The following is a 20,060-nucleotide window of genomic DNA, read 5'->3' on the forward strand; positions in this document are numbered from 1 at the left end:
TTGTGTTGCACTTCGCGCTTGAATTCACCGAGCCATTTTTGAACCTCAGATCTCGGGCCCCGCCCACAGGCTGGATCGGGCCACCTTCTTGGGGCTTCGGGATTCGGCGATATGCGTGGTTTCCGGATCAAGTTCGCACAGGGCTTGATACTGGCTCAGGAAAATTTGTCCCGACAGGTCCTCAAGAAATGCTGTCTTTTTCAGGCGGTCCATGACCGGGCCTTTTACTTCCGACAAATTGAAGGTCACACCGGAATCGGACAGCCGATGGTTGATTTCCTCAAGGCTTTCCAATGCGCTGGCATCAATCTCGTTGACTGCAGAGCACATCAAAACCACGTGTTCGATATCCGGTTTTTCGGCAACGAATGCGTAGATGCGGTCTTCCAGATAACGGCTGTTGGCGAAGAACAGGCTTTCGTCGATGCGAACGGTGAGGACCCGCTCGCCGGTGATCACCTGGTGCCGTTCAACATTCCGGAAATGCTCGGTGCCGGGAGCGATGCCCACAACCGCCATGTGAGGCCGGCTGTTGCGATAAAGGTAGAGCGCGATCGACAGGACAACACCGGTCACGACGCCCTGCTCGACGCCAAAGAACAGCGTCACCAGAATGGTGGCCGCCATCGCCGCAAAATCGCTTTTGGAATAGGTGTAGGTTCGCCGGATTGCACCGAAATCAACCAGGGAAAGAACGGCAACAATGATGGTTGCGGCGAGGGTTGCCTGCGGCAGATTGGTGAGCAGAGGCGTGAGAAACAGGGTCGCAAGCGCAATGCCGACAGCAGTGAAGGCCCCGGCGGCCGGTGTTTCAGCACCTGCATCAAAATTGACGACCGAGCGGGCGAAACCGCCGGTTACCGGGTAGCCGCCGGACACAGCGGCCGCAATATTGGCCGAGCCAAGGCCGATCAGTTCCTGGTCCGGCACGATCCGTTGGCGTTTTTTAGCAGCCAGCGTCTGGGCGACGGAAACGGATTCGACAAATCCGATCACGGAAATCATCAATGCAGGGCCAAGTAAATCAAGCCATAATTGGCGGTCGAAGGCAGGAAGCCGTGGAATGGGCAGGCCGGAGGGAATGTCTCCGACCAGATTGACCCCAAAGGCTTCGAGATTGAACACGGCAGCGGCCAAAGTCGTGACGGCAACGGCGGCAACAGGCCCTGCCTTTGTCAGAAGATTGGCCATGAACGGGGATACGCCCCAGCCAAGCAGCCGTTCTTTCAGGGCCTTGCGGACCCAGAACAGGAAGCCCGTTACAGTGGCCCCGATTGCAAATGTGATCCAGTTGATGTCGCCCAGATGCGACGCAATCGACCACAGGATGTCGTAGAGCGTATGCCCCTGGGCTGGAACACCGAGAATATGCTTGAGCTGGCTTGCGGCAATCAACAGGCCGGACGCGGTGATGAAGCCGGATGTGACCGGATGGCTTAGAAGGTTGGCCAGAAATCCGAGCCTGAAAATCCCCATGACCATCAGCATCAATCCCGACAGGAATGCCAGAATGATCGCAGCTGCAAGATAGGTTTCCGTTCCCTGTTCCGCGTATTCGCCGACTGTGGCTGCAGTCAGCAATGAAACGACCGCAACCGGTCCGACCGCCAACGCGCGGCTGGTGCCGAAGATCGCATATGCGATCAGCGGCAGGATCGAGGCATAGAGCCCGACTTCCGGCGGCAACCCGGCCAGCAAAGCATAGGCCAGCGACTGAGGGATCAACATGATCGTGACGATCACGGCGGCGACCAGATCATTGGCCGCGGTTTTTCTGGAATAGGATCTGCCCCAGTCGAGAATGGGAAAATAGCGCTGCAGCGGTGTCATTGACCGGACCATGGACGCGGAAAACTCAACAAAAACCGGGCTGGGCGACCAGTCCGGGTGTGAAAAAGGAGGGTGGGTGCCGCATATGCCGGGCTAGCACCCGTGCCGGGGGAACCTTGCCCCCTTGCGGACAGTCTCAAAGCCCGTTGACGGGCACTTTCAGAAACGTCTTGCCGTTGTCTTCTGCGGGCGGAAGCTTGCCGGCACGCATGTTCACCTGAAGTGACGGGATGATCAGTTTCGGCATGGCGAGCTGTGCATCGCGTTCGGTGCGGAACTTGACGAACTCTTCCTTGGTCTTGCCGCTGCCGACATGGATGTTGTGCGTCTTTTCGGTCCCAACCGTCGTTTCCCACTGGATGTCGCGGCCATTCGGGCCATAGTCGTGGCACATGAACAGACGCATGTCGTCGGGAAGCGAAAGGACCCTCTGGATAGAGTCGTAGAGCACGCCTGCATCGCCGCCGGGGAAATCCGCCCGTGCCGAGCCGCCGTCCGGCATGAACAGGGTATCGCCGACAAAGGCGGCGTTGCCCATCACATGCACCATGCAGGCCGGGGTGTGACCGGGTGTGTACATGGCGAAGGCGGTCATCTCGCCAATTTGGTAGGTGTCGCCGTCCTCGAACAGCCGGTCGAACTGGCTGCCGTCCCGCTGGAACTCGGTGCCCTCGTTGAAGACTTTACCGAAGGTTTCCTGAACCAGCGTGATCTGGCTACCGATCCCGAGCTTTCCACCCAGATGCTTCTGGATATAGGGGGCTCCGGACAGATGATCCGCATGTACATGGGTTTCGATCAGCCATTCCAGTTTGAGGTTGTTCTGGCGGATATAGCCGATGATCTTGTCCGCGCTCTCATAACTTATGCGGCCTGCCGCGTAGTCGATGTCCATGACACTGTCGATCACCGCGCAGGAATTGGTGGCCGGATCCTCCACCACATAACTGATCGTGTTGGTGGCAGGATCGAAGAACGCCTTGACCTTCGGCCTGATTGCCATGTCGAGAGGGGAGGGCGAATTGATCATCATTGAACTCCGAATGAAGTATGAGCACTTGCGCGGGCAAGTGTCACGAAGCTGGCGCCGTAGTCCTGGACGAGAACGCGGACCGGATCATGCGTGCGGCGGCCATTCCGGCAAGAATGGCAAGCGCGGTTACAACAGGTTCCATCATGCCAAGTCCGAGCGCCGGTACAAGGCCGCCGGGGCAAAAGCCGCTCAGTCCCCATCCGATTCCAAAGATAGCGGATCCTCCGAGCAATTTTGTGTCGAGTTCGCGCGCTGCCGGCAAACTGAAACCCGAGGCCAGAAGCGGATGGTTCATCCGGAAGACCATCCGGTAGCCGACAAAAGTCACGATCAGCGCGCCGCCCATCACGAAGGCAAGGCTCGGATCCCAGGTGCCTGCAACATCGAAAAAGTTGAGCACCTTGGCAGGGTCCGCCATGCCGGCAATCAAGATGCCGGTTCCGAAAATCAGACCGATAAAAAATGCGGAAACAATCTTCAGCATGGTCAGGCTCCGATCAGATGGCGGGTTATGAAAACGGTGAGGACTGCAGTTGCCATGAAGGTCAGTGTTGCCGCGAGCGACCGCTTTGACAGGCGTGCAAGGCCGCACACGCCGTGGCCACTGGTGCAGCCTGCACCAAAGGTGACGCCAATCCCGACCAGAAACCCTCCAACAGCAAGTGCCGGGACCGAGACAGGCACCGTGATTGCCGGCATGGAGCCGGTCAGGATAGCCAACAGCAGCGGGCTCAGAACCATTCCAGCCACAAACGCGGCTTTCCAGAGCCATTCGGTGTTTGCAGGTGCGCTCAACAGGCCGCCAACAATACCACTGATCCCGGCAATGCGGCCCTGAACCATCATCAGGGTCACCACTGCGGCTCCAATGAGAGTTCCTCCAAAGAAGGAAGCGAGTGGGGTGAATTCGGTCATTCGCAAGACTCCATATATTCCAATAATTGAATATATGGACTTGTAAAATGTAACGCAATCAAAATTTCATATGTATGAATTTAGGGTGTAATGTACTCCCCGGCCGAGTGGCGTGCCGAGACATCACCGCTTCCCCATCAGGCGCTGCGCCTGAGAAGCGTCACCCCAGCCATGTTGTCGCGCCCCCATCAGGGCCTTGGTGCAACAGGGGCAGGTGGTGGCGGAGGTGTCTGACCCGGTCCGGGGTCGGTCACCAGGACAACGCGCAAGCCGTTTGAGCGTCTGTGAATGATTGCTCCGGGCAAGTCTCGCGCGGGGTTTTCTCCCGCAGCAGGGGACTCCAGATCTGTCTTCGGGCCGGAGAACTCGCCCATCGGCCGCAGGATTTCCTCGTGCATCACACTGCCGAGGTAAATGGTCTGCAGATGCCCGTTTTCATCGATCCGGAACCGGCTTGGCCAAAGCCGCAGGATCCAGCGGCCGCTTGCCGGGTGAGCGCCCGGATCGTTGCGGATGAGCACGAGGGCCGGCTGCAATCCGTTTTGTGTGCGTGGCAGCACCGGCAAATCGTCTGCCGGGGTCTCGCCGACGATAAAGCCGGTTGCTGTGGCAAGGCTCCATTTCGGCGGTTTTTGCCAGCCGTAAGCTGCAAGGGCGCGGGCGAAATGCTCAGGATCGCCAGCATACTGAATAACCAGCGGTTCTTTCATCTCGCCGCTGAGTTCGATCCGGTGCGCCGGCAGGTCGCGCCAGGCGGTTGTGGTCCAGTCGGCACTGGTCAAGATCTGCAAGTCTGCCTGGGGCTCGTAGACGATCAGGGCGTCCTTGAGATTGCTTGCAACATGCCAGGTGCCGAACACTGCAAGGGTCCCCGCCACAATGGCGGCCAGGGTCAGCCGCCCGATCTTCTCATTGTGAATCGAGCCGAAGACAAAGGCAAACATCGCAACCATGGCTGTTCCGAACAGCAGGCCCGCCAATACGTCGGACATCCAGTGCGCGCCAAGGTAAATACGGGAGAAGCCGATTGTAATCACGAAAATGGCGGCGATCGTGAAAACCCCGGCTTTGGTCCACCGGCTGCGGTCGTGAGCGATGAGCACCGCGCATATGCCGAACAGGACCGTGTTCAATGTGGCGTGGCCGCTTGGAAAGCTGAAAGCATCGGCGCCGCTATAGAGGTCCATCGGGCGCGAACGGTGAAGCATCAGCTTGATGATCGGCACGAACAGCGCCGTGCTGCCCATCGCGATCAGGAACCCTACCGCACGGCGCCACGCCTTTCGGGCAAACAGATAGGCCGCGACTGCGAGCGTCACAACGGCAACGACGATTCCGTCGCCGAGCAGGGTGACCGCGATCATCAGTTTGTCGCCGATGACCGTTCTCAAGCTCTCGAACATGTTCAAGATGGCCACATCCGCCCGCACCATGGGTTCGCCCGGTGCGACCTCGCCGATCAGCCAAAAGAACAGGGGCATCGTAATCAGCAGAAGCAGGGCGGAAGCCAGCATGCCGACCGAACGGGGATGGTCTGGATCGAAGGTCCGGGCAACCCATTGTGAAATCCGGCCGGGGCGCTTGGCAAACCAGCCGACGGCTGCAACATGTGCGCCGGGAAACAGCGGCATGATGATCAGGATCATCCAGCGCCCGAGCATGACCGCAACGAACAGGACCACGAGCAGAACGCCGAGCACAAGTGCCAGCCGCCCGCTGACCTCACCGATGGCGCTCAAGGCCGATCCGGCCAGATATCCGGGCCCGAGATGGGCAATGCTCCAGGCAATGGCGGAGACGACATTGATGACCGTAAACCGGGTGGCGTTCATCCCGACCATGCCTGCAATGCCCGGCACGACCGATTTCACCCCGGGCACAAACCGTCCGATGAAGACGCTCTTGCCGCCATGCTGCCGGAAGAAGTCCTCACCACGCTCCATCAGGCTGGAGTAGCGCGAAAGCGGCCAGATCCGCCGGAGCTTGTCCTTGTAGACATACCCGACCCAATAGGAGATCGCGTCGCCCGCGATCGCCCCCATGGTGGTCCAGATGAAGGTGGACACCGGATCAAGCTTGCCGAGGCCCACCAGTGTTCCTGCTCCAACGAGCACAACGGTGCTTGGGACAAACAGCCCGATGATAAACAGCGCCTCGCCCATCGCCGCCGCGAAACAAACGAGTCCTGCAATTTCGGGATGCTCGCCGATGTAGTTTACGATCTGCGTCAGGTAGTCCGTCACGCGTCGTTTCCTGTGTGGCTGCGCTGGGCTACGATCATTGCCGGCATTACGGAAATCGCTTCAAGGTTACATGGTTATCAGGTTGCCATCATATAGGCGACCGGGCGCCTGGCTGACAGTGAAAATTTCGGCGTGGCCCGTCTGCCCGGTAAAGCAATCCGGAACGTTTTGCCGAAACGGGCTGGATCTTGTGTCCGTTAGACGCATAAGCTGTCGAAGAACGCTGACAATTCCCCAATCGAGTTGTTTACGAAGAGGGACGACCGCATGTTCGAATCCGCACGCCTGCCGCAAAAGATGGACAAAAAGACGTTCAAGAAGATGGAGCCGGAAATCCGCGAGGCTTTGCTGGCGCCCCAACTTGAACTCGTTGAGAAAAAGCAATTCTCGACGCTGATCGTCGTGGACGGCCTTGACGGCGCGGGCAAGGGGGAAGCGGTTGCCCGGCTCTATGGGTGGATGGATGCCCGGCACCTGAGTTGCAACGCCTATGGCGATCCGATGGAAGAGGCCCGCTTGCGTCCGCCCCTGTGGCGCTATTGGCGGGATCTGCCGCCCAAGGGCGAGACCTCTATTGTTTTCGGCAGCTGGTACCAGCGGCCCTTGCGCGAGCGCATCTACGGAAAACTCACGGATGAAGAGTTTCTGCGCGAACTCGAAAGGATCCGGGATTTTGAGGACATGCTGGCCAATGAGGACGTGCTGGTCCTCAAATTCTGGTTCCTGTTGCCGCGCGAAGATCAGGAGCGGCGCCTGTCGAAAATCAAGAAGAAGCAGGCCGCCCGCCATATCCTGACCGATTGGGTCGCCCTCAAGAATCACGAAAAGGCGACCCGGGTGGGGGAACAGATCATACTTGAAACAAGTACCGGAAACGCTCCCTGGTTCGTGATCCCGTCCCAGGATGCGGAATACCGCGATGCGGCTCTGGCCCAGACCGTGGCGAGGGCCGTAAAACTGAAACTGGAAGACCACGAGGCAAAACCGGTGGCGGCTCCGCCCGTGATTGGCGGGATCGAGCGCAAGACCGCCATTGATGCCATCGATCTGACGAAACGACTCGACAAGGACGTCTATGAGGAAAAGCGGGCGAAATATCAGGACCAGTTGTCGGAGATATCGGACACGAAAGCTTTCGCAAAACGCGGTATGGTGCTTGTCTTTCAGGGCAATGATGCAGCCGGCAAAGGCGGCTCCATCCGGCGGGTGATCCGGCCGCTGGACCCGAGGATCTACAAGGTCCATCCGATTTCGGCTCCGTCGGACGAGGAAAAGGCGCATCCCTACCTTTGGCGGTTCTGGCGGCGCGTGCCCCGCAAGGGACACATCGCGATTTTCGACCGGTCCTGGTATGAACGGGTTCTGGTCGAGCGGGTCGAGGGCTTTGCCAATCACGAAGACTGGTTGCGGGCCTATAACGAGATCAACGAGTTCGAGCGCGAGCTTTCCAATTTCGGCTACATCATTTGCAAGTTCTGGCTGGCGATCAGCGAGGAGGAACAGCTCAAGCGGTTCAAGGCGCGCGAAGAGACGATTTACAAACAGCACAAGATCACCGACGAGGACTGGCGCAACCGGCTGAAGTGGGACCAGTATTCCATTGCCGCCGGAGACATGGTGGACCGCACCTCCACCCATTACGCCCCGTGGACACTGGTGTCCTCCGAGGACAAGAAGCATGCCCGGGTCGAGGTTCTCAAAACTATCTGCAAGCGGCTGGAACAGGAACTTTAGCCTCGAACAAATTGGCTTGCCCGTCCGTCCGGACTGAAGAAACCGCAGCAGGCCTTTACACAACCCTCCTTAAGGTGCCGTGCCTTCATCAAGGCCGGACCTTCGGCAGCGGTGATTTCGTTGTCGCGGGCATGCGCGAAAAATGCCTTTTTTCTACCTTTCAAAAGAAATCGTGCCGCCATGAGATCAAGAACAGCGTCTCATAGCCTGTGTCACTGTTAATATTATCGATTGATACCTGCCAAAAATAAGTAGTGCCCAGAATCCACGCTTGACTCAATCTTGGCGTTAAGCTCGAATTTGTCTTGTTTCCGTTGCGTTAAAAAATCAAACTGAACCTGCGTTCCAGATTTGAGCATTGCAACATGATTCTATTGGCTACAGGTAATAGTCCGCTGATCTTTTGCTTGCCGCACACGGGAAGGGAAATCCCTCCTGCTATTTGGGGGCGGTTAAGTGCAACAGGCCGCCTTCAAACGGATCTATCATGGCATCTGGATCAGGTTCTGGAGTGCGCCAAAACGCTTGATGCGACGGTGATCTCCACCAATATGTCGCGCTATGTGATTGATGTTGATCAGGATCCTGCGCAAATGTCCCCGGCGGCGAAAGGTGAAACAGACGCGCTTTGCCCAGCCTGGACTGTCGAAACCAACGCCATTTACAAGGCGGGCGAAGAGCCGGGGCCGACCGAGATTGAACAACGCGCGATGTTGTTCCACGAACCGTATCACCAAGTGGTTCTTCAGCAGATCGAGCGTGTCCGCGCCCGGCATGGCAAGGCTCTGGTGTTCGATTGCCAGTCCCGCCGGTCCCGATCGGGACGGGGGCTGGCACCGCCGCTTCCGGTGATCAGCATTGGAACGCGCGGCGGACTGTCCTGTGATCCGGACCTTCGCGCTGTTTTCGGGGAAACGTTTTCCGGCCTTGGCGGGTTCTCGGTATCGCTGGATGACGGTGTAACGGGCGGTTACCTGACCAGAACCTATGGGGATCCCGCAAACGGCGTGCATGCGCTTACACTTTTGGTCGCGCAGCGCAGCTACCTGAAACATGAAGCACCGCCTTTTGAGCCCGACAAAACCCGGATGATGCGTCTGAGAGCCGTTCTTCTTGACAGTTTTGTCGAGGTCCTTGACTGGGCGGGGTGGTCAGACGTTTCCGCAGTCCGGGACCGGATTCGCACATCCCGCATGCCCGGGGAGTGGGGCAGGACAATTCTGGCCGAGGCGCTTCATCCGAAGCCGCTTCAAAAGCCGGCGGCCTTTCATACCGGCATACTCCCGGCCGCAACCGGAAAAAGTGCCGATAACAAACCCGAGGCGCCGGCCGGTTCCGGTACCACGTTCCGAGAAGTCGCCGAATAGAGCGTCACACAACGTTCTTTTCGATCAACGGCGTGTTGGCTGCAAGGCGTTCGATGCCGAGCGGGGACAGGTCCAGAGTTTCATACCGTCCTGTCACGATCAGTTCCGCCAACCCGCGTCCGACAGCAGGGGATTGCTGCAAGCCGTGGCCGGAAAATCCGAGCGCCAGCAGGAAATTGCCGATCCCCGGAACAGCTCCGACAAAGGCATTGTGGTCGAAAAGGTTCATGTCATAGGACCCGGCCCACGCCGGACCCGGTTTGATGGTCTCGAAAGCCGGAACGCGATTGGCCAATACCGGCCAGATATGATTCTCGAACAGGGTGTGGTCGACATCGAAGTCGTCACAATCCGGGTCCTGATCTTCGGGCGGCGCCGAACCGCAGATATAGCCGTTGCCTTCAGGCCGCACATAAGTCCCGGTCGGGTCGATCAGAAGCGGGAAGCCCGTGAGTTTTTCGCGGCACTCGAATGTGAAGACGCACCGCTTTTTGGACCGGACCGGCACATCCAGCCCGGCCTGCCGGCAGAGCTCGGCTCCCCCCTTGGCCCCGGCTGTATTGACAAGAATACCTGCCGAGAGTGTTTCGCCGGTCGATAGAGTGATGTCCCAGCCGGACCCGGACGGGGCAATCCGGGTGGCTTCGGCACTGACATATTCCACCCCCAGAGAGCGGGCTTTCTTGCGGAAAGCCTGCATCAGGCCGTAACCGTCGAACCAGCCTTCTCCGGTCAGTCCGTGACACCCGGCGCTCAGGTCTTGCATATTGAGCCAGGGAAACCGGGATTTGAGTTCTTGTTGGTCAAACAGGCCGATGTTGGCGCCATGCGTTTCTTGAAGCACATGGTTCTCGCGGAGAATTGCTTCCTTGTCCGGCGTTGCCAGAAACAGATAGCCGCCCTCGTGCAGATCTATCGCCGGGCGATCTTGACCGGTCTGTAGATGCGTCCCGATCTGCCGCAGATACTCGATCCCGAACAGCGAGATGTCGATGTTGATCGGGCTGGAAAACTGCTGGCGGATCGAGGCGGCCGACCGTGCTGACGCACAAGTCTGATAGGTCGGGTCGGCCTCGATGACGACTATGCGGCCCGTGAAATCGGGCCTTTGGGCAAGCTGGCAGGCCGTGGACGAGCCCATCACGGCGCCGCCAATGATCACGACATCTGCTGTAGGGTTTGACATGGCGCGACCCGGAAGACGCCGAAGGGGCAAGACCCTTCGGCACGGTTATGGGGAGGGCAGGATTTAGAAGAAGGCTTGCAGCCCGGTCTGGGCCCGGCCGAGGATCAGCGCGTGAATGTCATGGGTGCCTTCATAGGTGTTGACCGTCTCGAGGTTCTGTGCATGGCGCATGACATGGTATTCCTCCTGAATACCGTTGCCGCCATGCATGTCCCGGGCGGTCCGGGCGATATCAAGCGCCTTGCCGCAATTGTTGCGTTTGACGATCGAGATCATTTCCGGTGCTGCCTTGCCCGTGTCGAACAACCGGCCGACTTGCAGCGCGCCCTGAAGGCCGAGCGCGATTTCGGTCTGCATGTCTGCAAGCTTCTTCTGGAACAATTGGGTCTGGGCCAGCGGGCGGCCGAATTGTTCGCGGTCGAGACCATATTGCCGGGCGCGGTGCCAGCAATCCTCGGCAGCCCCCAGTGCGCCCCATGAAATCCCGTAGCGCGCCCGGTTGAGACAGCCGAACGGACCTTTCAGTCCGGAAACATGCGGCAGAAGGGCATCTTCCCCGACCTCGACATTGTCCATGACGATTTCGCCGGTGATCGATGCGCGCAAGGACAGCTTGCCACCCACCTTCGGTGCGCTCAGGCCCTTCATGCCCTTGTCGAGCACGAAGCCGCGGATCGCGCCGTCATGGGCTTCCGACTTTGCCCACACGACAAAGACATCCGCAATCGGGGCGTTGGAGATCCACATTTTCGAGCCGGTCAGCCGGTAGCCGCCCTCAGTCTTTTCGGCGCGGGTGCGCATGCCCGCAGGGTCCGATCCGGCATCCGGTTCGGTCAGCCCGAAACAGCCGACAAATTCACCGCTGGCGAGTTTGGGCAGGTATTTCTTGCGCTGCTCTTCCGAGCCGTAGGCATAGATCGGATACATCACCAGCGAGGACTGAACGCTCATCATTGACCGGTAGCCGGAATCGATCCGCTCGATCTCCCGGGCGACCAGACCATAGGACACATAGGATGCGCCAGCGCAGCCGTAGTCTTCCGGCATGGTCACGCCGAGCAGGCCGAGTTCACCCATTTCATTGAAAATGGCGCGGTCGGTTTTTTCTTCCCGGTAGGCTTCAATCACGCGCGGCAGCAGTTTGTCTGTCGCATAGGCGCGGGCGCTCTCCATGATCAGCAGCTCGTCTTCCTTGAGCTGTTCACGCAACAAGAACGGATCTTGCCAGTCAAACACACCGCCACCGGTGGGGGCAGATTTCACGGATGCGGGAGCGTTCATGTCAGTCGGGTCCTCGTGTTTTTGGACAGTCTCCGGCGCACCCGTCGGTTGTTCACCGAACCCACACCGAATTTATCACCTTGTGGAATAACCTGCGGTGAATTCAATTGACTTGAAAGTGACATCTTGTCCATTGTTCATGCCGGTTTGGAATGAAAACAGGACACTGCGGGTCTCACGATGAAGCGCGCCTTTATCCCACCGGCCGATGCGCTGATTGCGTTTGAATGTGCTGCGCGTCATGGCAGCTTTACCCGCGCTGCGGAGGAGTTGCATCTGACACAGGGGGCGATTTCCAAGCAGGTCCGGCATCTCGAAGACCGGCTCGGGGTCGAGCTGTTCCGGCGGGTGCGGCAGCGGATCGTGCTCACAGATGCTGGCCGGCTTTACCTGCATGACATTCGCGGGCCGCTTGAGGACCTGACGGCTGCCACCCGCCAGGTGATGTCTTATGCGGGCAGCGCCGATGTCCTGAACCTTGCCGTTTTGCCCACCTTCGGCACGCGCTGGCTGGCGCCGCGTCTTGCCCAGTTTTCAAAGCGCTATCCGGCTGCGGGCCTGAACCTGAGTGTCCGGCTGCAGCCATTCGATTTCGAGGCCGAACCGTTTGACGGGGCCATCCATCACGGCGACCCCGTCTGGGCCGGGGCCATCGCCGAGCCCCTGTTTGCCGAAGAGGTGGTGCCGGTTGCCTCCCGTGTTTTTCGCGACAGGCACGGCATCCGCGCCCCGGCGGATCTGGCTGAGGTGCCGCGGCTGCAGTTGTCGACACGGCCGCTTGCCTGGCGGCAATGGTTTGATCTGGCAGGGGTCGAGACCGACGCCGCCTTTCAGGGCGCGCGTTTCGAACAATTCGTCATGATCGCGGAAGCAGCTGTCAATCATGCCGGTGCGGCGTTGATCCCGCGGTTTTTTATCGAGGCGGAGCTGGCAGCCGGACGGCTGGTCCGTCTATTCGACCTTTCACTGAAACAACAAACCGCCTATTACTTTGTCTATCCTGAAAACCGGACATTGCGTCCGGTCGTTAAGGCCTTCCGCAGCTGGTTGATCGAGGAAGCGCGCAATGCGCGCTCCGATCGCGAAGCCATGCTGCCGGGCTGACCCTCAACGGAGCGCCTTATACCTTGGCCAAACAGCATTTGCGCCTGATCCTGAACGGAAAGTCCGCCAGCCGGGACGATGTACGCCGTGCGGTGGAAACTCTGCGCGCCACCGGGCATCAGGTCAGTGTCCGGGTCACCTGGGAGGTAGGGGACGCGCCCAGACTGGCCCGCGAGGCTCTGGCTCGGGCGGATCAGGAGGGCATCACAACCCTGGTGGCCGGTGGCGGCGACGGCACCATCAACGAGGTGGTTTCGGCTGTTCTTGAAAACATCCCGGACGGCCGGAAACCGCCTTTCGAGTTTGCCGTGTTACCACTTGGCACCGCCAATGACTTCGCTTGCGGGATCGGTCTTGACCCGGCCGACCCGTTGGCCTGCCTGCGCTTTGCTTCGAGAACAAAGGGAAAGCCGACCGATATCGGCTTAGTCAACGGCCGAGCCTTCGTGAACATGGCGACCGGCGGGTTCGGGGCGCGTGTGACAACCGAGACCGATCCGAACCTCAAGCGGTTGCTGGGCGGAGCGGCCTATCTGTTCACCGGGCTCAATCGTTTCTCCGACCTTGCCTCCAGCGAGGGCCGGATCACCTCCGATGATTTCACGTGGGAAGGCGCGTTTCTGGCTCTTGCGATCGGAAACGGCCGCCAATCGGGCGGCGGCGTCGAACTCTGTCCGGATGCGGTGCTTGACGACGGCTTTCTTGATCTGACCATCGTGCCCTACCCGAATGCAGGCGATGTTGCCGACATTCTCGGCCGGCTGATTGAATTCGGCCCGGAAGGGCTGCGCGACAAGCTTGTCATGCGCAAGGTCAGGAATCTTACGATCGAAGCGGATCATGACCTGCAATTCAATCTGGACGGCGAGCCCATTCATGGCCGGGAACTCAGCGTTTCCGTTAAGCCGGGCCAAGTGGACTTCAAACGAAGCTGACGAGTTGATATGAGATATTTAAAGGCTGGGGCCGCCTTGGCATGAGCTATCCCTTGCGTGACACCTACCACCGGCTGCGCAAATCACTGACCCTTGGAGCGGGACGCCTATGGCCTGCCAAGGCATTCGGTCAGTGTGTCGACACTCTTGTTGAGAACCGTTTGCCGCCCTGTCGCACGTCATTTTCCGGTCCGATGCCAGAGCAAGCGCGTGCATTTCTGGACGGTTGGAGCAAGGTGCCGGACCTCGAGACCCTCTACCGCGTCAAGGAACCTTGTACCATCGATCCGAAGATGGGCATCATTTTTGACCGGGGCCGTGTCGTTTGGGGCAGCAGCGACCTGCCGCAATCGGAAAAGAACCCGTCCTTCGCGGCGCATCTCGGCAAGCCTGCAAGGGCATTCGATGAAGCGGTCTCGCTGCACCACTTTCACGGCGACAATTACTTTCATTTTTTTCTGTATGTGCTGGCAAAACTCCATGCCGCCGACAGTCACGGGATTGCGCCTTCTGCGCCGGTGATCGTGTCCGAAAAGACCGGAGCGACGCGGTTCTTTCGTGAGGCGGAAGAGCTCGGGCTGTTTGGGGATCGCGAAATCATCCGCCAGGGGCGCCGGGAAATCCTGAAGGTCGACCGGCTTTATCTCGTCCGCAGTTTCTTTTGCCGGAAGGCGTTTTTCGATTGGGTCTGTCAGCATCTTGACTTGCCGGACAATGTGGAAACCGGCCGGCGCTTGTTGATCCTGCGTGGTGAGGATGCTGCGAACGGGCGCTCTCTCCGAAACCGGGAAGAGGTCATAAGACTTGCCGAACAGCATGGCTTCGAAACAGTCGATCCGGGAAGCCTGTCTTTGCGCAATCAGGCGCAGCTTTTCAATGAAGCCCGGGCAGTTGTGGGGCAACACGGCGCAGGTCTGACGAATATCCTGTTCCGCCGGTCCGGTCCCTGCGATCTGGTCGAGCTGTTTTCACCCGGAATGGGCTCTCCGCATTACTACATGATGGCGCAGGAAAAGGGCTTCGGCTACCGGAGTATCATGACCCGGAATCCGCAAGGCCGGGCGTTTACGGCCAGCACGGAAGTGGACTTGCCGGAACTGGAAGCGGCGTTGAAAGCGCATTATAAGTAGTTTTTGAAACTGGGCGTAGGCAGCCCTTGCAGGATCCGGTCCCGGTGCCTGTAAACCAGCGGGTGAAAAATGTCGGCGCAAATTCCTGACCAGGGCAGAGGATAAAGTTGCTCTGAAGCGTTTGATGAACAATTCAGAGCATCTCTGGGTGAGCGAGCAGGATTCTGGATGAGCAGAGGCTGGAGAATGCTTAGCCTATTTTCCACATTACTTATCCAAAAATGGGTGAATTTTGTTTGTGGTCGAAAAATATAGCATCCATTTCCAATAAGTATTTTCCATTTTAATCGTAATATTCTATAGTGCAAATAGTTTGTTATTTTCCCTGTTTTTTCGGAAAGTAAATAATAGTCACCTGCTATTTTATGCCTGTGGATGTGCGCCACACCTTTTGGAGAGACCTCTTGGTATCCGATTGCATAAGCGTCTTCGGTTTCGCCAAGTTTCCGGAAAGCTTGTTCCCACGATTGGGTCGTTCGTTTCACATCCGAATATCCGCCGCCATAGTGATGCATGAAATATGCTCTCAGGTAGTCTGATTTATGGACTTCCGATAAGCAATCATAGGCCGCATGAAGTGGGTGGTTGGCTAAAATCCAATTGTCCAGCGTATCCGGGGTGACAAGCACCACATCAAGCCCAGTGTTGCGAAGGCTCTCCAGGCAAGCCTTGCGTTCCTCCGACATTTCGTTTGTGCCGGTCCAAAAGGCGAATACACGCGGTTCCATGAGCGTCAGTGGCCGTCGATCTGGTTGTAGTAGCTCGCGGACCTGAGGAAGATCCCCCGCAGGTTCCCGATGGCCCTGGTCAGCCGCATCCGGTTCTTGTAGTAATGCCGTTCAAGTCCGGTCACGCCTGCGAGATAGAGCGGGGCGACTACGGATAACAGCAGGATGCTGCTGATCAGGCGCCGAAGGCCTTTCAGCCCGAATTTGACAAAGGTCCGGGCATATCCCTGCCGTAAAATGCCGACCTGGACGTGGGCGGTGGCACTTGCGCGGGTAAAGGCGAGCATCCGTTCGGCGGTCAACCGGTTTCGCGGCACATATTCGTCAACAACGGCCTGCGGATTCCAGACAATTCTAAACCCCTTGGCATGCGCATTTTCGAAAAAATCCAGGTCTTCATAACCGTGTAGAAAAACCGGATTAAACTTCAGATTGTGCGGCGGCCTGATCAAATCGGACAAGAAGGCGACATTGTTCGTTGAGGCACGTGGCAATTCCATTCCGGCAACCATGTCCGATGGCGTGTCCGGCGGGAACCACCTGGGCCGCTCGCATTCATAAGTCTTCGTGACTGCACCGTAGCTGACGGAAATGCCATCCCTTAATAGGGTGTCGATATGCGCAACCAGCCATCCGGGCTGCGCCTGTTCGTCGTCATCAATCAACGTGACAATATCAAACCCGTAGGCAAGTGCCTGCTCTAGTGCCTTGTTGCGGGCAAACGGGATACCGCGCCGGGGTTCCTGGACATAGTGGATCGGGACGGTTGTCCCGGATGCCAGTTCGGCAACCGCATCCTTGCTTTTCGGCGTGGCATCGTTTTCGACAACGGCGATTTCGAGCCGCCACCCCACCGGCAAGTCCTGCGAAATTAAAGAGCGCAAGCAGTCCACCAGCATTTGCGGCCGGTCGGCCGTGCAGACCAGGACGCCGACGGTCTTGTTTGAACGATCGGAGTTGGTCATGAAGGGATACCTTTTTCAATCGCCACGGTTGTTTGTGCGGTTAGAATTTGGGTCAGGGCGTGATCATACATGTTCGAGACGGCTCCGATCTCCAGATGTTGCTCGAAGCGGTTTCGTGCTGCCCTTGCATAGTTTTCGAGCATGTTTGCATCACTGGTAAGGTTGGTCAGGGCCATGGCAATACCGATTTCCATCTTAGAGGTGGAGCTGGCGTCTACAAGGATCGCTGCATCGCCCGCAGCTTCCGGAGTGCCGCCTCTTGTTGTCGTGACCACTGCGCAGCCGCATGCCATGGCCTCCACGACCGCGCGTGGAAAGCCCTCCGCAACGATGGATGGAAGGGCCGCGATCCTTGTCTCTGCAAACCGCTGCCGGACTTCCGGAAAGGCGAGGTTCTTGTCAATCTGCACGGCAGCGTCATCAGGCACCCTGGCCGCAAGGCGCGAAAAAAAGGCTTGCTCTTCCGGCGTTTGCACAACAAGCATCAAGTTCAGCTGCCACCCCGGTGGTTTGATCGCCAGAAACGCATCAAGCAACGGCTCGAGGCCTTTGTCGGCACGCGCACGGCCTGCAAAAGCAATCACCTGGCGCTTGTCTTTCGCTGGCGCCCAATAGCTCCCATCGACCCCGTTGGGCACCACAAGCGTGGACAGTCCGGTTGCCGGATGAGCGTCAAGAAAATCCGACCGGATGAAATCGCTGACAAAGATCGCTGCTGCGAGCGGTTTTAGCGCCCGGCCCTTTCGCCAGCGCGACAGGAGCCCGCGCTTGTGACGCATCAATCCGTGCCGGTGAAGGACAACCGGTGTTGCAGGAAGCGCCCGTGCGATCTTGGCTGCACTTTCCGGGTGCTGGTGCACGACAATGAGATCCGGTTTCCGGACCTTGAGAACCTGAACAGCCCCTTTCACGAAATCTTTTGCTGAAACGGGTTCGAAGGGAACGTCGTGAAACGGGTCCGGCACCTCCCGTCCGATTACACAGGCCGTATCGCGATAGCGGCTTTTTACCAAAAGGTCATGGGCGACAAGGTCAATCGAAGTCGCGCCGTTTGGTGAAAAATGCATGCCGCGCGGTAATACAATGGCCAGGTTCATGCCGGGAATGTCTTTGTCTTTCTGATGCAATCGGAACAAGCATCCGGGTTCGATGTGTTTCGTTCGGCGGCCTAGATCCAGCGCCGGACTCTCCGGCAATAAGTCTCGTATTCGGCACCGAACAGTTGCCGAAGGTGGTGTTCCTCCGGTTTGATCTGGAATTCGGTGATGTACCAGATGAAAGCGCCGAGAACCAGCAGGGCAAGCGGCGAACCGAGCCAGAGACCGAAGGCGGCAATCAGTACCGCCAGCCCGAGATACATCGGATTGCGTGAAATCCGATAGAGGCCGGATTGAACAAGCGTTGTGGAACGGGATGGATCCGTCGGCAGGATGGTTGTGCGTGCCTTGAGAAATGCAACGAGGCTGGACATGTCCAGCGAGAGGCCGGCGGCTGCCAAGACGGCGGCGCCAACGGACTGCCCGGGAAAAGTAAAGGTCAGTCCCGCAGTGAGCCGCGCCAACAGCCAGATGAGGAAAAACGCGAAAGCACCAACCACGGGAGGAGGGACTTTGAGATGCATCGGGACTTGGTCTCTTTTAAACGGCGACCGGTGGGGTAACCCGGGCCTCCGCGGTTGAACGGTGCATGGTGATCCATTTTGCCTGGCCTCGGTGAATTCACCCCATCATGCAGGAAAGGTTCATTTGATGGATTTTTGCCGCCTCAGAAGCTCTTCCTTTTGTACTTCGAAGGCTTCGCAGTCGATCCTTTTCAGTGGCCGGACGGAAAACGCGGACAGTTTGCTCGATTTGTTGTGCACGTAAAGCAGCCGGTCGGGGGTGGTCTGGGTCACCTGGTCAAGTCCGCCCTCCGGAAACCCGAATGTCAAAAATCCGCCCGCCGGATTGAACGCCCCGTTTTCGTAGATCGGTCCGAGAACGTAAGTTCCGGACCTGTCCCATTCGATGATGTAGCCAAAAACGAGATGGTCCGTCCCGTCGATCCGCTTGAACGTCAGGAGCATCTTGTCATGAGTTATCTGGAGGCTGTCCGGGTCGGATGCATCATGGAGCAGCGCGGACGGGTTAAACCGCTCGCTTGTCCAGCACCCTGTCATGGTGTCGAGTGATTGTGCCCTAGCAACTTGGTCCGATGCCGGCAAGAAAAGGGCGGCAAGTGCGAATGCGGCGATGTATTTGCTCATGAGCTCGACCTCCTGTTCAAGGGATGTTGCTCAGGGCGCTCGTGCTGCGCCGCTGTTGCTCAGTCGTTTTGACGCAACTCCTCCTGGCGCTTCAGCAGGAGCGTTTCCTGCTCCCGAAATTCCGAGCACTCAATCCGGCGCAAGGGACGCACGGCCATGGCAGACTTTGTGCTGGATTTGGTATGGACATAGAGAAGCTGGCCGGCCCCGGTGCGTGTCACGTGGTCAAGCCCACCCTTCGGGAAGCCGAATGTCAGGAAGTTTGCTGCCGGATTGAAAGCACCGTTTTGATAGGTCGGGCCGAGCACATAGGTCCCGGCCTTGTCCCACTCGTAGATCCGGCCGAAAACGAGGTGTTCCGTGCCCTCAATCTGGTCGAAAGTCAGCAGCATTTTTTCCCGCACCACTTCCGCGCTCGCGGGGTTGCTTGCATCCGTCAGCAAGGATGTCGGGTTGAAATCCATACTGATCCAGCATCCGGTCATACCGGACAGTGATTGTCCGAATGTCCGGCCCGATACCAGTACCAGCATCAAAATGAGGGCGGCTTGAGCCGTTCTGGTTTTCATTTTGCCTCAGGTACATTCGGGATGACATAATCCTTGACGTGCGCCGTATAACCGGGGTTGAGACCCGGCCCGATGATCGGCTGGCTGCCACGGTAACCCAGTTTGGAAATCCCCTCGTTGCCAATCGTGAAGTTTTTCTCAGGCGCCACGCCAACCTCAATAAAGGCATCCACTACCTGATCTGAATCCGAATACCCGTATTGTGGATCCAACCCGATCGCCTGTTTTGCATCGGTGATCATGGCGACGAACAGGTCGGTCCCCACTTTGCCCATCATCTCGGCCATGGCCTGTCCGGGATTCTTGGCGTCAAGTGTTTCCTGATCGGCATCGTGGAGAAGCACAAGGGCTGTGTCCTGCTCGATCGGAAAGCCGTTGTCATGCAGCCAATCGACGGTTGACTGACACATGGTCTTCCCAAGGACCTCCATCTGACGCGGGCGTCCGGCAAGATACACGATCACGTATCCGCGGCGGTTGTAGATGTTCATCATGAGCGCGGCATCGACGCGGGCATATCCAACGCCAGCCTCGATGGCTGTACCGTCTGTAGAGACATAGTCCTGATTGATGTAGCCGGTCATGGTTCCGTCTATGTCCGCCACCACTGCCGGCCTGTCCGTTAACTGTTCCATATTCTCAGGTGACAGTTCCCGGCAGGCATATTGAAGCTCCGCATGGGCGGTTTGGACGGCCAATGGAGACAAAAAACATACAGCTATCGTGTAAATGCAGGTCATCGTGGGAAAACGACGCATGAGATCAACCTTTCGAAACAGCTCGGGCCTCCATCCG

At 58.2% G+C, this 20,060-nt stretch carries 19 protein-coding genes; 5 read left to right on the forward strand and 14 right to left on the reverse strand.

Annotated elements, in window-relative coordinates; translation table 11 throughout:
• Nucleotides 1–45: 45 nt before the first annotated feature.
• From E1297_RS13455 to E1297_RS13475, 5 genes are all read right to left on the reverse strand, one after another.
• Nucleotides 46–1,830 (reverse strand): SulP family inorganic anion transporter, encoded by a 1,785-nt coding sequence (locus E1297_RS13455; RefSeq protein ID WP_155138925.1) that lies wholly within the window; start codon nucleotides 1,828–1,830, stop codon nucleotides 46–48.
• A gap of 136 nt (nucleotides 1,831–1,966) precedes the next feature.
• On the reverse strand, nucleotides 1,967–2,860 hold the full coding sequence (locus tag E1297_RS13460; protein ID WP_155138928.1) for an MBL fold metallo-hydrolase: 894 nt from the start codon (nucleotides 2,858–2,860) through the stop codon (nucleotides 1,967–1,969).
• Nucleotides 2,861–2,903: 43 nt separating this feature from the next.
• A complete protein-coding gene (locus E1297_RS13465) occupies nucleotides 2,904–3,347 on the reverse strand; it encodes a DUF6691 family protein (RefSeq protein WP_155138930.1) in 444 nt (147 codons plus the stop codon).
• Nucleotides 3,348–3,349: 2 nt separating this feature from the next.
• Nucleotides 3,350–3,778, reverse strand: a complete 429-nt coding sequence (locus tag E1297_RS13470) for a YeeE/YedE family protein (RefSeq protein ID WP_155138932.1) — start codon at nucleotides 3,776–3,778, stop codon at nucleotides 3,350–3,352.
• Between the two features lie 188 nt (nucleotides 3,779–3,966).
• Nucleotides 3,967–6,021, reverse strand: a complete 2,055-nt coding sequence (locus E1297_RS13475) for a bifunctional DedA family/phosphatase PAP2 family protein (protein ID WP_209015784.1) — start codon at nucleotides 6,019–6,021, stop codon at nucleotides 3,967–3,969.
• Between the two features lie 267 nt (nucleotides 6,022–6,288).
• Here E1297_RS13475 and pap point away from each other — a divergent pair, with 267 nt between their 5' ends.
• Both pap and E1297_RS13485 read left to right on the forward strand, forming a co-directional pair.
• On the forward strand, nucleotides 6,289–7,755 hold the full coding sequence (gene pap / locus E1297_RS13480; protein WP_155138933.1) for a polyphosphate:AMP phosphotransferase: 1,467 nt from the start codon (nucleotides 6,289–6,291) through the stop codon (nucleotides 7,753–7,755).
• Between the two features lie 365 nt (nucleotides 7,756–8,120).
• On the forward strand, nucleotides 8,121–9,122 hold the full coding sequence (locus E1297_RS13485) for an N-formylglutamate amidohydrolase (RefSeq protein ID WP_155138935.1): 1,002 nt from the start codon (nucleotides 8,121–8,123) through the stop codon (nucleotides 9,120–9,122).
• Nucleotides 9,123–9,126: 4 nt separating this feature from the next.
• On the opposite strand, the gene E1297_RS13490 is transcribed toward E1297_RS13485, so the two are convergent.
• Nucleotides 9,127–10,308 carry an FAD-binding oxidoreductase gene (locus E1297_RS13490; protein ID WP_155138937.1) on the reverse strand — a complete coding sequence of 394 codons (1,182 nt, stop codon included), beginning with the start codon at nucleotides 10,306–10,308 and terminating at the stop codon, nucleotides 9,127–9,129.
• Between the two features lie 63 nt (nucleotides 10,309–10,371).
• Nucleotides 10,372–11,589, reverse strand: coding sequence for an acyl-CoA dehydrogenase (locus E1297_RS13495; protein ID WP_155138939.1), 1,218 nt, complete (start codon nucleotides 11,587–11,589; stop codon nucleotides 10,372–10,374).
• 180 nt (nucleotides 11,590–11,769) lie between these two features.
• On the opposite strand from E1297_RS13495, the gene E1297_RS13500 reads away from it, so the two are divergent.
• The 3 genes from E1297_RS13500 to E1297_RS13510 are packed head-to-tail and all read left to right on the forward strand — an operon-like array spanning nucleotide 11,770 to nucleotide 14,758.
• Nucleotides 11,770–12,693, forward strand: a complete 924-nt coding sequence (locus tag E1297_RS13500) for a LysR substrate-binding domain-containing protein (RefSeq protein ID WP_155138941.1) — start codon at nucleotides 11,770–11,772, stop codon at nucleotides 12,691–12,693.
• A 23-nt stretch (nucleotides 12,694–12,716) separates the two neighbouring features.
• Nucleotides 12,717–13,628 (forward strand): lipid kinase YegS, encoded by a 912-nt coding sequence (yegS, locus tag E1297_RS13505; protein ID WP_155138943.1) that lies wholly within the window; start codon nucleotides 12,717–12,719, stop codon nucleotides 13,626–13,628.
• Nucleotides 13,629–13,669: 41 nt separating this feature from the next.
• The gene (locus E1297_RS13510; protein WP_155138945.1) at nucleotides 13,670–14,758 is read left to right on the forward strand and encodes a DUF563 domain-containing protein; all 1,089 of its coding nucleotides are present in this window, start codon (nucleotides 13,670–13,672) and stop codon (nucleotides 14,756–14,758) included.
• Here the strand turns inward: E1297_RS13510 and E1297_RS13515 are convergent.
• The 7 genes from E1297_RS13515 to E1297_RS13545 form a co-directional block, all read right to left on the reverse strand.
• Complete coding sequence (locus tag E1297_RS13515) at nucleotides 14,749–15,486, reverse strand: hypothetical protein (RefSeq protein ID WP_155138947.1); 738 nt, start codon at nucleotides 15,484–15,486, stop codon at nucleotides 14,749–14,751. The genes E1297_RS13510 and E1297_RS13515 overlap by 10 nt on opposite strands.
• 5 nt (nucleotides 15,487–15,491) lie before the next feature.
• The gene (locus tag E1297_RS13520; RefSeq protein WP_155138949.1) at nucleotides 15,492–16,451 is read right to left on the reverse strand and encodes a glycosyltransferase family 2 protein; all 960 of its coding nucleotides are present in this window, start codon (nucleotides 16,449–16,451) and stop codon (nucleotides 15,492–15,494) included.
• A complete protein-coding gene (locus E1297_RS13525) occupies nucleotides 16,448–17,548 on the reverse strand; it encodes a glycosyltransferase family 4 protein (RefSeq protein ID WP_155138950.1) in 1,101 nt (366 codons plus the stop codon). Before E1297_RS13525 ends, E1297_RS13520 begins: the two co-directional genes overlap by 4 nt.
• Nucleotides 17,549–17,619: 71 nt before the next feature.
• Nucleotides 17,620–18,072 carry an isoprenylcysteine carboxylmethyltransferase family protein gene (locus E1297_RS13530; protein ID WP_155138953.1) on the reverse strand — a complete coding sequence of 151 codons (453 nt, stop codon included), beginning with the start codon at nucleotides 18,070–18,072 and terminating at the stop codon, nucleotides 17,620–17,622.
• 120 nt (nucleotides 18,073–18,192) lie between these two features.
• On the reverse strand, nucleotides 18,193–18,696 hold the full coding sequence (locus E1297_RS13535; protein ID WP_155138955.1) for a hypothetical protein: 504 nt from the start codon (nucleotides 18,694–18,696) through the stop codon (nucleotides 18,193–18,195).
• Nucleotides 18,697–18,755: 59 nt separating this feature from the next.
• Nucleotides 18,756–19,265, reverse strand: a complete 510-nt coding sequence (locus E1297_RS13540) for a hypothetical protein (protein ID WP_155138957.1) — start codon at nucleotides 19,263–19,265, stop codon at nucleotides 18,756–18,758.
• The gene (locus tag E1297_RS13545) at nucleotides 19,262–20,023 is read right to left on the reverse strand and encodes a hypothetical protein (protein WP_155138959.1); all 762 of its coding nucleotides are present in this window, start codon (nucleotides 20,021–20,023) and stop codon (nucleotides 19,262–19,264) included. Before E1297_RS13545 ends, E1297_RS13540 begins: the two co-directional genes overlap by 4 nt.
• Between the last annotated feature and the right edge of the window lie 37 nt (nucleotides 20,024–20,060).

Source organism: Roseibium sp. RKSG952 (assembly GCF_009711355.1).